This window comes from Paenibacillus sp. EB106-05-06-XG162 (genome assembly GCF_058791655.1).
Genome location: NZ_JBYTDT010000018.1, coordinates 36099 through 50010, shown reverse-complemented (window position 1 = coordinate 50010; position 13912 = coordinate 36099). Strand labels below are relative to the sequence as shown.

The window sequence follows — 13912 nt, the reverse complement described above, 5'->3', positions numbered from 1 at the left end:
AATTTTCATATGAACCGTTTCGTTGGAATTGACCTTGGTACTACTAACTCAACTATAAGCGTATCTCATCTTACCGCAAGAGGGGATGTCCAACCTAAAACCCTTGAGGTTACCCAAGTTCAGGAGAATGGTATCAACTTAGTGCAAGATACACTATTACCAAGTGTGTTGTATATAGACGATGAAAAGAATGCATATATTGGGCAGTTTGCAAAAAAGATGGTTGGTTTTTATCCTAAACGAGTAATTAAAGAAGCAAAACGCTTTATAGGAGATGAAGTCAGTTGGAAGGTCGACGAGGATTCATACCGTCCTGAGGTAGTGTCTCACTACGTTCTGAGAACATTAAAAAAGCAGGCCGAAGAATTTTATATAGGAGATAAAATTGATAGTGTTGTTATCACGGTACCAGCTAATTTTAATTTTCAACAAGATAAAGCAACACGACTGGCCGCACAGCTTGCTGGCTTTGAGAAAGATAAAATCCACACCATTCCAGAGCCTACTGCTGCGCTGGTTGACTTTATTAATGAGGAGAGGTCAATAGATAATAACGCCCGTAGGATTCAGTTAAACGCGAAACCTAAAAACCTCTTAGTATTCGACTTGGGAGGTGGAACATGTGATGTTTCAATTCTTAGTGTTAGTGAGTCCTCCACAGGTCAAATCGATATTGAAGAACTTTCAATATCTCAATATACAGAACTTGGTGGTATTGATTTTGACAAAAAAATTGCCAACTATTTACTCGGTAAGCTTTTGAAAGATAAGGGGATAACTGGGCAAGAACTTAAACGAAAGTTTGATGAAACTGTATTATCTAAGTTATGGGAGAGCTTAATTGATTTCGCTGAGAAGGCAAAAATGTTCTTTTCAACAAGAATCGAAACAACCTTGTTGAACAGAGGGCAGTCATACCATGATTGTAAAACGCAATTTGATAATCTGGTGTTCACTCTGATGATCTCAGACCAACTCCCTGCAGAACTTGCCACACTTGTATCCATTAGCAAAAGTGATTACGATTCTGTTGTTGCAGACCTTCTATACAGCGAAAAGAGTACAGGCAAAAATATTGAGAGTCCTATCCTAAATGCTCTAGCAACTGCTAGAAGTGGAGCGATGAAAAAAAGTGATATAGACGCGGTATTTCTTGTTGGTGGTATGACGATGTATCCGACAATTCAAGAACGAATTTATGAAATTTTTGAAATGAAAGTTCGACCTGTGCGCTCTTTAAATCCGATGCATGCTGTTTCAAGGGGGGCTGCTGTTTATCACTATTATATTAATCAAATTAACCTCACCAAATATATTAATAATAAACAGACGGTCCCTAATAATGTCTTCATTCACGTTACTGGGGGACACGCAGTACCTCTACTTACTAAAGGGGAAAAAGTACCTTGTACCCGATATTTTACGGATACAGAAAACTCAGAACATAAGTTTTTCGTTACAGGACCTTCAAGCATGTCAACAGTTAATTCTATGGAGCTTGAGCTGTTTACAGCCCCATCTGCGGATTCGCTCTTAGATGTGAAAAGTCTGAAAAATGCGTTTATTAATTTCAAACGACCAGTACGTGTGGGATCAAGGCTCTTCATTAAAGTCGAATGTAATGATGAACGAGATGTTACAGTGAAGGCCTGGCTAAAAGATGATGAAACAGAGGTTATTGATGTTAATGTAGGATCACATGAGTTCACGGAAGAAGAACTAAAACAAATCAAGCTCAGGCACGAAAATATAAATAAATTGTGAGGTCGTGTTTCCATGACAAAAAAAGAGCGAGTTTCTTTTAATCAACTAGCAGATCTGAATAAAATCAGAGAAATGTTTGGCTCTCTTGAAAATGAAAGCACAACACCAAAAGCTAATTTAATGGAAACAAAAGAAGCAATGTTCTCTAAGGAAGAAAAACTAGTAATTCATCGGGAATTACTCGAACAAGCAGGTCAGGCAGAAAGTGATTACGATTTTGACGGTGGGGATTTATTTGGCAATACACCTAAGCATTCCTCTGGTAGTAAAGTTGTTGAGGTCGAATATCCTAGAGGCTATGTGGGGTATGTAAATATTCACTTTGATAAACCCGAATTAACAGAGGCTGAGTATCAACGTGTGATTCGTTCTGTGGAGTTAATTTCTAAGGGGAATAATCAATATGATGGGCGAAATGTTTTAATGGAAGTTGAAGCGCTTGGAGACCCTGCGATTGAAGTGATATACCGTGAGTCTCGTCGATTCCTTTTATCGGATACAAATCAACGGAACGGTATTGTTCAGCTGCTAACACGTATGACTGTACGAAGCCTTAAAGGCAGGAGGATATTAAAAGCAATATTACAGCATTCTCAAAGTAAACATCATATTCAGCTTGCTATCATGGTATCAGGATCCGTTCAGGATGAGGAAGTTACTCATGAATTGCTGCAGCTTGCATCCAATAATGATTACTTCGAGTTTTGTCTGGATGCGCTGCTCAAAATAAGGAAGCTTGATACAGTAAAACCGTTATTAAATCTTATTGATACTTTAGACTCTTCCCGCAAGGACTTACTTGAACAAGCTATATTCATGGCTCATCGATTTAATGGGTTTGGGTCGGAAGCTGTCCAAGATGTATTTGAGGCATATCATAATTCAGAGCGGCACCAAATAAGGCCAGTTTTATCCAATGCACTAAAGTCATTTAAAGAGGATGCTATTCCATTTTTAATGAAGGTTCTTGAACAAGAAACCGATGAAAGAAGAATTATACGTGTATGTAGAACTCTCGGTGGTTTAAGGCATGCCTTTGCATCTGATGCTCTAAGAAGAGCTTACGACCAGTTTCCTGAAAAAAGGGGCCCCATATTGGATGGGCTTGGCCATACCAATGATTCAACCTTTTTGCCATTAATATTTAAATCACTGGAAGAAAGCAAAAATCCAAAAATTCTTGAGGCCTGCTTTAGTTCCATTTCTAGTTTAGGAACTCGGGAAAACATCAAAACCATCCGTTCTGCAATGGGTGAACGAGGAGATCGAACGTTTCCTCATGCGTTATTTTGTTTAGTAAAATTGGGTGATTCTACCGCGCTTGAAGAGTTTATTGAAATGTTCCTTAACGGAACATCTCAGGAACAGTATTCTTTAGAAAAATACATGAACCGTCTTCCGATGAATGCAATAAAATCAATGAGTTCACAAATTAATGTTCTTCCAGATAATAAGTCAATTTTGATCATAACCGCACTACAACGAGTTAAAGTGCCACCTAGAGAAGTGGGTACATACATAGCCGAAAGGTTTAAAAGACCAATAGAAGATGCATTGCGCTTAGAGTTATACCGCTTAATTGCGATGCATAACGATACAAAGAATCAACTTCTGCCCGAGATGGTACTTTACGACGCAAGAGATCGGGAAGAAAACCCACGCATTAAAAGGGAATTGAATACAATAATCGCCGGGATGAAGAATCGGACAGGCGCGCTCACTATTAAACAACACGGAGATGAATAACTATGCCTCCCAAAAAGAAGACTTACCGTTATATTGAAGTAGAGGGAGTTCGGATGGACCTATTGGATAGGTGCCTTCTTGAACTTATGACCAAAGAGTCCCTTATCTCATATTTAAAAGCAAATTCAAAGTTACGGCGTATGATCGGAATTGAAAGTAATGAAATAAATAGCTACCCTCATGCGGAGCTGGCAGGACTCATCGTCCCTCACTTATTAGAAGAATACAACTTATATAATCAACTTGTTGGAATTTGGAACACTACTCCCTCTGATCGCTTCTTAAATCAAGTTGCTGAAGTTAAAGACACTTTGGATCTTGCTTTATGGGAACAAAAATTACATCAAAAATTAAAAGAAGAAAAAATTCCGCTGTTTCAAGTGTTATGTCATTTGCGCTTTCACAAAGCACCTCATTTTCATAAGTTAGTTCCAACTTTTCTTGATACTTATTGGGAAGTAAACTACTTAAAGAAACAAGAAATAGATTCTAATGTTCCTTCTCAAATAGAATTAGCGAAAGATACTTTAGACGAGACGAACATTTCAACAGAGGACTATCTTAATAAAATTATACAAATGGCAGAAATGTTGAAAAGCTTATCAGGGCTTGATATGGCTTCACAAGAAAAAATAGATGTACTTCAAGCTAAAAACGATCAGATCGAAAAAGAACTTGCCAATCTAAATAAAGAGTTAAAAGCCAAGGACAAACAGCTAAAGACCAAAGATGAAAATTTAGAAGTTGCGGGTAGGAAAGTAAGTGATCAGGTACGGCAAATAGAATCTCTGCAAGAAAAATTGGAAAATGAGCGTAGAGATAAGGGCAAGTTATCACAAATGCTTGGAGAGAGTAGAAAAGATGTAGAGCTGCTTGAATTAGAAAAACAAAAAAGTATGCAAAAACTTCAACTCGCTCTTAAAGAAAATACGACAATTGCCGAATCAGTTGAGAAGCGGTTGAAAACAGAGTGGAATATGGAAAAAGCACTATTCGGAGAAAATCATTTAAAAGATAGATTGGAACAAGAAGAAATAATTAGAACATTACGTGTTGAGATTGAAGAACTCACTACAATAATCCATCAGAACAGCACACGAGAACAAGCTGATGCGATAGAAGATTCAGTAGTTGATTTAGTAGCTGAAAAAGTCAACGAAGAAGAGAATTCAGATGACCTAGGACTAGATTTTCTCATCGATTTTCAACCAAATCGTCATTAATAGTATTATCATATTATTCAACCATTGCTGCTATAATCAATTGCGTAATTACTCACGGCATTATCAAGTGGGAGGATGGAAGTATGCCTTCAAACGAGGACATAGACAACTTGGATTTTCTTATAGTAGATTCAACTCTTAAACCTCAAATAGAGAAAAAGATTAATCAATCTATTACTGATCCAGATATTGATAGTTCTAATACCAAAGAGTATGCTTCCGAATTTCAAGATGAAGCATTAATTGAAGAGAGTGATTTTAATTCACTCTCTTTTTTGCCTACGAACTTATCTACCAATCACTTGATGAAACGGGCCTATAAAGAACCTATTGACTATATTAAAGAGGTTATTCAATTTCCGTCCACGATACTGGGGAAGGAACCGGAAATAGGTGATTTCGTTGTATGTTCTATCATCGCTGGAATTGTTGGAACTGGAAATAGAAGAGTGGTAAAGCTCCGAGATTTTAAAGGCTGGGTATCAGTTTTGCAAACAAAGGGAGAGTTGAACTCTAAAATGAATGATCATAATCTTCGGGTCTGGGTTATGGGGAAAAACTCGTTAAAGAAAGAGATAGTCCTTTCCACTGAACAGTTTGGTCGTGCAGCACCAAGTGCATCCGTGCAGCATCGTTACTTAGCGGCAGTGATGAAAGTTCATAAGATGTTAAAGATGTTTCTTAGCAGTGGTAGTATCGAGCAGTTTAATTCTCTTGAATCCTTGTATGAACTCAAGGGATTGTACAGCCGAAGTGTTAAAAAGGACCAGTGGGACTGGCTTTATGCATTTAACGCACTGGGGTTTAAAGATGACAAGGACGCAGTGAACAACCGGAATGCTTACATCGATTTTCAAATGAAACTAAAATTGTTTCAACAAGTAAATCAACAAGACATTGAGATCTCTGAAGTCATTAGGTCACTTTATACACTCTTAGAAATGGATACTGTTAAAAAACTGGAACGAGCGATAGAATTCATCGAGAAAAATGGCAGAGATAATTGGGGAACCATTAACGGAGAAAAGATACTTATACATAAAAAAGAGGGTGAAAACCAGAGCTGATTTGTGTATTCTATCCCTCTGATAGTCAATGGAGTCGACTAGGCTCAAACAAGGATGCTCCTAGTTACTGATCGACCTCGATTGTCAAACCGATCAGCAATTACTTACATGTTTACCCATTCAGAAAGTTCTTCATAATCATCTAAATTACCAATGCGTCGTAAGTAATCATGGCCTCCATCAACACCTACTTTACCACAAGAGCAATAATTAACTTCATGGGTAGTTTTGATTCAATTACAAAATGGCAATTATTACAGCGCACTGCATTTCGGATGATTTTTTTCTTAGTCACATAATCAGCTCCTTAAAAACAAAAAAGTCAATTATGTTATAAGAAATAAAGGGGATTCCTTATAGTAGTGTAGACTACTATAAGGAACCCCCCCTCGATCCATTACGGACTTGATTTCTCAGTGATCCATAAGTACTCATTGCGAGCCTGAATAATTATATGTTAATGTATTAAATTAAAACCGTCAATGAACGTTTCGTTTCGCAATATAATTGTTATTGTTATTTTGTTATTCTCTGTTTAAATGGAACAATTGAATTGAACTTATTTGCAGCCTCTTTATCGGCTGACTGTAATGCGTGACCGTAAACATTCATTGTCGTAGTGATGCTAGCATGACCGAGTCTCTCGGATATAATTTTTGCATGGACACCTTTATTAATTAATAAAGGTGCAGAAGTATGCCGTAGATCATGAATACGAATATACCGAAGCCCATTCTTTTTAAAAAAATAAAAAAACCAAAGATATGGCGTTTCCGGGTAGAATGCCTTACCTTCAAAGTTTGGGAATACAAAAAAATGTTCCCCTTCCTCTCAGGCATCACCTAAAGTTAATCTTTTTTTGCGTGAAAATAGATAGTATTCTTTCAAATTCTCAAGGTCATAGTTGCTAAAAATGTCGATGAAAAGCTTAGATATGCTGCTTGGTTGTACCAGAATTATCGTTATTTGAATACCATGTAAAATTCTCAATTGAGCAGGTAGAAACTTGCTAAATAAAATAATATCATTCTCACTCTTAATCAGAGAGAAGCAAGTTGCTGGCAGGTATGGTCGAAGCAAAATTGAATAATCATTTCCTTCTTATCATTATCTTACGGTAGGTGAATAGATCTTCATGAATTCACATGAAGGGTCTGTTGCTTATGAAACCGATAGAAATATTTATATTCAATGTGTAATTGTCATTATCTAAAATAATCAGGACATTTTAATATTCCTCGGTATGGCAACCTCCCAGAGAATCTTGCCATAACTTGCCTCTTTAACCTTTATGCTACGTTTAATGTTATTTTGTATTTCTCCCTTTATGAGACGGTGCTTGATGGCGAGATTGTAGTTACTGACAATGCGGGAAACCTGATTTTGAAGTGATGAAAAAAAGAGCCGTTAGGGTGCTTCCCCTGTGGCTCTTTTTCACCAGTGCTTCTGGATTTGTTAATAGAAATATATCATTTTTGGGAAATAACGTCAATACGTTTATTTGTTGCATCATACGGTCAAGCAACTTCATGAATTCGAAAAAACGAGCGCCTTTCGGATAAATCCGGAGAGCGCTTCTTTTGTATTCAAATTCCATTTTATGCAAGCAACGAAGGATCGCTGACAGAGGTAATTGCAGAGTCGGAGGTATAACTGATAATCTAATACATTGAAATAGTTAGCCTTATAAATACAAACGATCGTTTGTTTATTTACGGAATATTATCTTTTACTGTTAATACAGGAAGTTGCAGGGGGGATTCCTTATGGAGAAGGGCACGATCAGCTACGAATTCGGGGTTAATGTTCATAGGATAAGGACAGAGGTTAAGGACCTTACTCAGGAAGAACTAGCAGAACTAAGCGGGTTAAGCTCCGTTTATATCGGCGAGATAGAACGTGGGCTCAGGAACGTAAGCTTGGAAACTGCAGAGAAGATTGCTGATGGGCTTTCCATGGATCTAAGTGAGCTTATAAAGTATGACAGACCAAATCAGGAGGACGTTGAATGATTCCATTTAAGAATCCAGAGAGAGTTGAAGATGTATTTTGTAAGGTGCTTACACCGAACGATGATAGCGGTCGTCATGGTGTTTTGATTCCTGTGTTTGCATACCGGCTTTTCCCCGATTTTGTTGGATTTGATCCATTGAGTGCAACCAACTACGAAGCATCTATTACATCGCACTGGGAAGAATCTGAAGGATGGTCTCAGAAAAACAGCAAATGGAAACATTATCATCGCTATCCAGAACGGCGAATGACATCATTGTCGCCTGAGTTACTCAATACCAAGCCTGAAAATTCATTGCTAATAGTTGGTAAATATAAGGATTTGTACGAGTATGAATGTATTATCATACATCCAACAGATCCTCGGTATCTTCCAATTGGACAAGGATTATTCCATTTTGACCTTGAACAGGAGAGGGTCAGCGGCTTATCCGCAATCTTCCCTTACAGTGAGCTTGTCGACGCCATAGATGAGCCATCGGTATTGAATGAATTAGTCGCAATGGTGAGGGAGATTTCCAATCGTGGATTTGTTCCTTCCATGAGATCCGGCGATACAGGGATCGGTTTTACGTTTGAATCACTACTGGGGATCCAAGCAAACTCAGGAAAGGAACCCGATTACAAAGGCATTGAAATCAAGTGCTCACGTTCCAATAAGCCAAAAAATAAACGAACCACCCAAACGGGTAAACAAACGTTGTTTGCACTTGTCCCTAATTGGGGAATCACAGGGGATAGAAAAGGTCTCGTACAGGGCTATGGTTACTGGGATGAAGAAAGAGAAAGAACTGCGCTTTACTGTACAATTAAGATTGCCGAGAATAATTTAGGCTGGAAGCTTGAGGTTGTAGAATCCGAGGGTAAGATCTACGTATGTAAACACGGTGAATGTATTGTTTATTATGAGCTGTCGGACCTACAATCAGCTTTGGAAAGCAAACATAAGGAAAGTATCTTTGTAACGGCCCATTCGATGAAGCTAGCTTCCGGTGAAGAAGCATTCCATTACGATAGCCTCGTTCACGCTAAGGAGGTCCTGTTTAAGGAATTCATTGCCTTGATCAAAGAAAATGTCATTGGTTTAGATTTTGCTATCCATATGAAAGATGGTAAAGCTAGGGACCACGGATTCCTCTGGCGTTTAGAAAATAAAAAGCATCTCTTGCGATTATTCAAGTATGTAGTTGAGCTGTACTAAATACAAAGGATCTGGTAGTACACCATTTGCCCCTTTTCAGCCTCAAATGCGAATCCCCCACTTTATTATCTTTTATTAAGTGATATTAAAGAGGGGGATATTAATTTTTAAATTGTTGACAGGTGATAAGCGTGTTCATTTAATTTTATAGCCTTCATTATCTCGAGAGCAATTGCTCTAGCTAATAGTGGAGGGACAGCATTACCAACTTGGGTATATTGAGGAACTTCCACTTTACGTCTTGGACCACCAGTAGTTCTTTTTCCTAGAAACACAAAACTATCATCAAATGACTGGATTCTAGCCATCTCCCTAACAGTTGGAATTCGATGTTCAAAGGGAGTTAAGAAGTCGTCTGGTAAAGTAACCATGGTAGGCGCGACGCTACTTCTATTTAATCTAAATCGGTTGCTTTTTTTAGTTAATAAAGCTTCTAGTAACTCATTACTAATATTATCGCATTTAAAAGTATTGATAATTTGAGCGGTAGTATAGTTAGCTAACTTTCTTTCACATTCTTTTAATAATGAAGGGTAATGACTAAGATCTATTCCTTCACTTCTGATTCTTTTTATTAATGCTGCGGATGATTCTCCTTCTCGAAATAGAGAAAACCTCTCGGTTATTAACTCATTATGTCTAGAGAGATCGTGATTATAAATCTCACCATTGTACTCAACTGACTTTCCGGAAATGGTCTTTGTACGACCTCTACGAGATTCGGTTTGATATTTTGATAACTTCTTTTGAGCCATTTTGCTATTCTGATTTACAATGAGATCACTAATAGCGTCTAAAACAGTGATTTTATCTGTTTCATTGGGGGTAGTTGGTGCTGGGTATGCAGGTGGTTTATCGGTATTTAAATAACCTATAAAAATTACCCTACGTCTTCTTTGTGGTACCCCAAACTCAGATGAATCCAAAACTTGTGGTGGGAGGGTATTGTAGCCAATTTCAGAAAATTCATTTCGTAATATTTCCGGCATTAAACTGTTATCAGCATATACCCTACCTTTTACTCCAACAAAACCATCTAGTCGTGTATCATTAAAGCCCTCAACATTCTCCATAACAACATAGCTTGGTCTTAGGTCATTAATAATTCTGAGATACTCTTTGAAGAGCGTATTACGAGGATCATCCTTTTTTCTTTGTCCGGCACGGCTAAATCCCTGACATGGTGGGCCCCCAAAAATAGCATCTATTTTTGGGAAAGGTTTATCTTGAAACATTTTAAGATTTTTAATTGATTCTATTATTTCGCTTGATGGAAGTTCGCGAATATCAGCTCTTTTAAAGAAAGTGTTCACACCTTGGATAAGGCCTAGCTGATCGTGTCTATTTCTGTAAGTTCTTTCGACATCTACATTAATATCACTTGAAAATAGAATATGAAATCCTGCTTGTAGAATGCCTTCACTCATTCCTCCGGCACCACAAAATAAATCAATAGCGTATGGCTTCATTTCTAACACATCCTCTTCATTCAAAACTAGGTTATCTTTATTATGACTGAAATTGAAAGAAAAGTCCAGGGTTTTACGAATATACGTTCTATTATAAAGCAACGAATTTATCAATGAAAGATAAATTATTGAATGATGTCATAAATAAGTAGTATAGGTGATAAAATGGGACTTATACAACAGGAAAAATAAGGTGTTCCTAATGAATACATATATTTTATCTAACGAAGAAGAACAAACAAAGATTTAAATGATTCAATAGAAATGTAGGAATGAATTTTCCTTGATTGGGATTTACTTACAGAAAGAGGAACTTCAATAAATCACTCCAATGATTAAGAAGCTTCTTTTTACTTTTTCATCATCTATTCCTCAACCAAATCAATAATATTCCGAAAATCCTCTATATTCAGAGCCTCCTCAATTCGCTCAAAATGGCTGATAATAATTTCTCCCTTTTGTCATTAGACAATGCAGTATACCTTACATCAGACAACCTAGATGACTCTCAAAGGAATTTTAATGTTGTTTAGTAAGTTCGGATATAGTTACAACTTCTTTCTTCTTTTTTGGTTAACGTCATTCCTACTGGTTGGAGGTACCCAGCCTCTTGGCTTGCAGTTCCGAAAGCTTCCTTAACTGCTCCAGTGCGTAATCTTGAAAGTCTGGTTGTAACGCTTTAAATATAGCAATGGCTTCTTCAAGCTTTTTATTATAACGATTTGCGTCTATAAACATCTCGCCTTCGCCTGTCTGCAACCATTGTTCATTGACAGAGTACAGTTCGCAAATGTGCTTAAGTAATAGTTCTTTCGGTTGAACGCGATTATATTCCAGATTACTGATGACATCTCGGCTAACACCTAGTTTTTCCCCAAACTCTCTTTGAGACAACCCCAAGTGTTCTCTCACGGCTTTGATCCTATCGTGCAACACGAGTTACCTCCTTTAAGATGATGCATTTACTTTACAACACAAAAAATATGAAGTCAACACAAGTTGACTACCAATGAAGTGTTGACAACGCTTAATATCAATGTTATTTTGTGTTTATAACACAAATAATGAAAGTGGGTTGATGTAATGACACAACCACAAACGCAGGTGAATAAAATTGAGGAGTTGAAGGCTGTGTTTACAACACTTGACGAAGTTACCCAAGAGTATGCTCTAGCGCTATTACAGACATTACAATTTGCACAATCCAAGTGCTATAACGTTAGAAGAGAAGACTTGAAGAGTCAGAAGTAAGTTAGCGTATGAAAATGAGAAGATTAATAGAATCAGGGGTGACAGTACTTTGAGTGATCTCCTTACCAAGTACGAAGAAGCCATCCAAGAAGAAAACATACTGATTCAAAGGATCGGACTTTGCAAAGAAATCATTAACGTTATTCTAGAGTATATCTCCAATAAGGCAGATGCTATTCATTTGCCTACTGCAGAGGACATTGTGACTACAATCCATACGATGGGGCAGGATCTCGATACAGAGTTGCTTCATTTACAGCTAGAAATGGGCGTTCTCGAAAGGAAGATTAAAAGCTTAAGGGGACAGAATGAATACTTCTAAATGCCTCGATGAGTACGATGGAGAACCATAAGGAAGGGATCGTCATTAAACCTGAGATATGGAACGGAAAAACGGTATCGTATATTAAGGTGCGGAATCCTGATTATTTGTCTATCATCTATGGATATGACTATAAGTTCCCGCATAAATACCGCAAGCTGCTCAAACAAACGAATGTCAGTCAAAAGCTTCGCACTTCGCTCAGGGAATACCAGCTGGGGATGCAAATGCTGGCGGTGCCATTGGATGCAATTACGCCTGAGCATGGGGAATATAAAGAGATCGCAGCTAATTTACTGATTGAGGTTGCGCAGGAGCGGGAAATCGATCCGCGTCTATAACATGGATGAGATGCATGATATTAATTCATGCATTTTTTCTTATTTTAAAGTTGTGTAAAGCTGAAGTTTTCCTATCCGCAGTTTTTCGGAACAAGTATAATACAATTAATGGAATTGTTGTGATTGCATTAGGAAGCGAAGGGGTAGTCATGTTAAATCAAGCTATGGAGCAAAGCTTAAGCAAATTGATGACCAAGCTGCTTCGGCACACACCTGAGGATTTTGGAATTGTCTTGGATCCTGAAGACGGTTCATGTCCGGTTGATTCGCTATTAGATGCTATTCAAGCACAACCCAAGTTGTCGTGGGTTAAAACGGAAGATATAGAGCAGGTGGTCCGCAATTCGGAAAAGCAGCGTTTTGAAATCGAAGGCAGCCGCATCAGAGCAAGGTACGGTCACAGTCACGATAAAGTCCGATATACCCCGGGAGAGCCTCCAGCCATTCATTCTATATCATGGAACGAACAAGAAGGCTCTCTTGTCGATCTTGAAGGAAGGGTTGCGACCGATGAGCCGGCAGTATGTTCATTTGTCGGAAGGCACCCATTTTGCAACGCTGGCAGGAAGCCGCAGGGGAGAGCTAGTCATTCTCAAAGTAGACACGGTTCATGCCAAGCGGTTAGGAATTACATTCTACTACGCAGGTAACGAAGTATGGCTAGCTGACCGGGTGCCGCCTACAAGCTGCTCGGTCATGGAGCCCTAAGAAAAGGAGTCATTGAAATCATGAATCAACCAATCATTGATATCGGCGTTAATCTAATGCATCGTTCGTTTCACCAAGACCGAGAACAGGTCGTTGAGAGAGCGGCGGCTAATAATGTCAATCCCCTCATTATTACAGGAACGAGCCTAAGGAACAGCGTCGATGCGGCTCGGTATGCCGGCCGTTACAAAGGGAAACTGTATTCTACAGCAGGCGTTCATCCGCATGATGCGAAAAGCTGCGACGAAGGGACGATCGCGAAGCTCAGAGAATTAGCGGCATTGCCACAGGTTGTTGCGATTGGCGAGTGCGGCCTGGATTATAACCGGGACTTCTCACCGCGGGAGGTGCAACGGAAATGGTTCGCTGAGCAAATTCAATTGGCGCTTGAGCTGAATATGCCGTTGTTTCTGCATGAGCGGGACGCATTTTTGGATTTTACGGCGATGCTGAAGGAGTATGCCGTTCAGAAAGCGGTAGTACATTGCTTTACCGGGAATCTGACTGAACTTAAAGCATACCTGGATATGGGCTTCTACATAGGGATTACAGGATGGATTTGCGATGAGCGGAGAGGCAAGCATCTGAGGGACCTTGTCCGAATCATCCCGCTCAATCGACTGATGATCGAGACGGATGCGCCTTTCTTAACGCCGCGCGATCTGAAGGAGAAACCGGCAGACGGGCGGAATGAGCCTGCGTTCCTGCCGCACATTCTGCAAGCTGTAGCGCGATGCACAGGGAAGACGGTCGAAGAGGTCGCAAAGGCGACGACGGAGACTTCGGTCGAGTTTTTTCGAATTTGAT

The 13912-nt window shown here is 38.9% G+C and carries 12 protein-coding genes and 3 pseudogenes; 11 read left to right on the top strand and 4 right to left on the bottom strand.

Annotation, left to right across the window (positions count from 1 at the left end; genetic code table 11):
• Positions 1-9 precede the first annotated feature (9 nt).
• The 4 genes from AC3WU2_RS26255 to AC3WU2_RS26240 all read left to right on the top strand — a co-directional run bounded on the left by AC3WU2_RS26255 (position 10) and on the right by AC3WU2_RS26240 (position 5800).
• Complete coding sequence (locus AC3WU2_RS26255) at positions 10-1764, top strand: Hsp70 family protein (protein WP_492457909.1); 1755 nt, start codon at positions 10-12, stop codon at positions 1762-1764.
• 12 nt (positions 1765-1776) lie between these two features.
• Positions 1777-3510 (top strand): HEAT repeat domain-containing protein, encoded by a 1734-nt coding sequence (locus tag AC3WU2_RS26250; protein ID WP_492457908.1) that lies wholly within the window; start codon positions 1777-1779, stop codon positions 3508-3510.
• Between the two features lie 86 nt (positions 3511-3596).
• Positions 3597-4733: a hypothetical protein gene (locus AC3WU2_RS26245; protein ID WP_492457907.1), complete on the top strand. Its 1137-nt coding sequence runs from the start codon at positions 3597-3599 to the stop codon at positions 4731-4733.
• A gap of 83 nt (positions 4734-4816) precedes the next feature.
• Positions 4817-5800 carry a hypothetical protein gene (locus AC3WU2_RS26240; RefSeq protein ID WP_492457906.1) on the top strand — a complete coding sequence of 328 codons (984 nt, stop codon included), beginning with the start codon at positions 4817-4819 and terminating at the stop codon, positions 5798-5800.
• Positions 5801-5904: 104 nt separating this feature from the next.
• Here AC3WU2_RS26240 and AC3WU2_RS26235 read toward each other — a convergent pair whose 3' ends face one another.
• Positions 5905-6033, bottom strand: a complete 129-nt coding sequence (locus AC3WU2_RS26235; RefSeq protein ID WP_492457953.1) for a DUF7695 domain-containing protein — start codon at positions 6031-6033, stop codon at positions 5905-5907.
• 283 nt (positions 6034-6316) lie between these two features.
• Positions 6317-6613 (bottom strand): annotated as a pseudogene (locus tag AC3WU2_RS26230) (tyrosine-type recombinase/integrase); the annotation flags it as partial.
• Positions 6614-7566: 953 nt separating this feature from the next.
• On the opposite strand from AC3WU2_RS26230, the gene AC3WU2_RS26225 reads away from it, so the two are divergent.
• Positions 7567-7812, top strand: a complete 246-nt coding sequence (locus AC3WU2_RS26225; RefSeq protein WP_492457905.1) for a helix-turn-helix domain-containing protein — start codon at positions 7567-7569, stop codon at positions 7810-7812.
• Positions 7809-9014: an MvaI/BcnI family restriction endonuclease gene (locus tag AC3WU2_RS26220; protein WP_492457904.1), complete on the top strand. Its 1206-nt coding sequence runs from the start codon at positions 7809-7811 to the stop codon at positions 9012-9014. Before AC3WU2_RS26225 ends, AC3WU2_RS26220 begins: the two co-directional genes overlap by 4 nt.
• Before the next feature lie 107 nt (positions 9015-9121).
• Here AC3WU2_RS26220 and AC3WU2_RS26215 read toward each other — a convergent pair whose 3' ends face one another.
• Complete coding sequence (locus AC3WU2_RS26215; RefSeq protein ID WP_492457903.1) at positions 9122-10483, bottom strand: DNA cytosine methyltransferase; 1362 nt, start codon at positions 10481-10483, stop codon at positions 9122-9124.
• A gap of 585 nt (positions 10484-11068) precedes the next feature.
• Complete coding sequence (locus AC3WU2_RS26210; protein WP_492457902.1) at positions 11069-11416, bottom strand: helix-turn-helix domain-containing protein; 348 nt, start codon at positions 11414-11416, stop codon at positions 11069-11071.
• Positions 11417-11566: 150 nt separating this feature from the next.
• Here AC3WU2_RS26210 and AC3WU2_RS26205 point away from each other — a divergent pair, with 150 nt between their 5' ends.
• From AC3WU2_RS26205 to AC3WU2_RS26185, 5 genes and pseudogenes are all read left to right on the top strand, one after another.
• A complete protein-coding gene (locus AC3WU2_RS26205) occupies positions 11567-11734 on the top strand; it encodes a hypothetical protein (protein WP_492457901.1) in 168 nt (55 codons plus the stop codon).
• Positions 11735-11783: 49 nt separating this feature from the next.
• Positions 11784-12056 (top strand): hypothetical protein, encoded by a 273-nt coding sequence (locus tag AC3WU2_RS26200; RefSeq protein WP_492457900.1) that lies wholly within the window; start codon positions 11784-11786, stop codon positions 12054-12056.
• A gap of 11 nt (positions 12057-12067) precedes the next feature.
• Positions 12068-12397 (top strand): annotated as a pseudogene (locus tag AC3WU2_RS26195) (metallophosphoesterase); the annotation flags it as partial.
• A 149-nt stretch (positions 12398-12546) separates the two neighbouring features.
• A pseudogene (locus AC3WU2_RS26190) lies at positions 12547-13105 on the top strand (RNA 2'-phosphotransferase).
• Positions 13106-13125: 20 nt separating this feature from the next.
• Positions 13126-13911, top strand: coding sequence for a TatD family hydrolase (locus tag AC3WU2_RS26185; RefSeq protein ID WP_492457899.1), 786 nt, complete (start codon positions 13126-13128; stop codon positions 13909-13911).
• Position 13912: the final 1 nt, after the last annotated feature.

Coding starts and splice junctions, on each gene's coding strand:
- AC3WU2_RS26255 (WP_492457909.1), top strand. CDS start 10: ATGAACCGTTTCGTTGGAATTGACCTTGGTACTACTAACTCAACTATA.
- AC3WU2_RS26250 (WP_492457908.1), top strand. CDS start 1,777: ATGACAAAAAAAGAGCGAGTTTCTTTTAATCAACTAGCAGATCTGAAT.
- AC3WU2_RS26245 (WP_492457907.1), top strand. CDS start 3,597: ATGACCAAAGAGTCCCTTATCTCATATTTAAAAGCAAATTCAAAGTTA.
- AC3WU2_RS26240 (WP_492457906.1), top strand. CDS start 4,817: ATGCCTTCAAACGAGGACATAGACAACTTGGATTTTCTTATAGTAGAT.
- AC3WU2_RS26225 (WP_492457905.1), top strand. CDS start 7,567: ATGGAGAAGGGCACGATCAGCTACGAATTCGGGGTTAATGTTCATAGG.
- AC3WU2_RS26220 (WP_492457904.1), top strand. CDS start 7,809: ATGATTCCATTTAAGAATCCAGAGAGAGTTGAAGATGTATTTTGTAAG.
- AC3WU2_RS26215 (WP_492457903.1), bottom strand. CDS start 10,483: ATGAAGCCATACGCTATTGATTTATTTTGTGGTGCCGGAGGAATGAGT.
- AC3WU2_RS26205 (WP_492457901.1), top strand. CDS start 11,567: ATGACACAACCACAAACGCAGGTGAATAAAATTGAGGAGTTGAAGGCT.
- AC3WU2_RS26185 (WP_492457899.1), top strand. CDS start 13,126: ATGAATCAACCAATCATTGATATCGGCGTTAATCTAATGCATCGTTCG.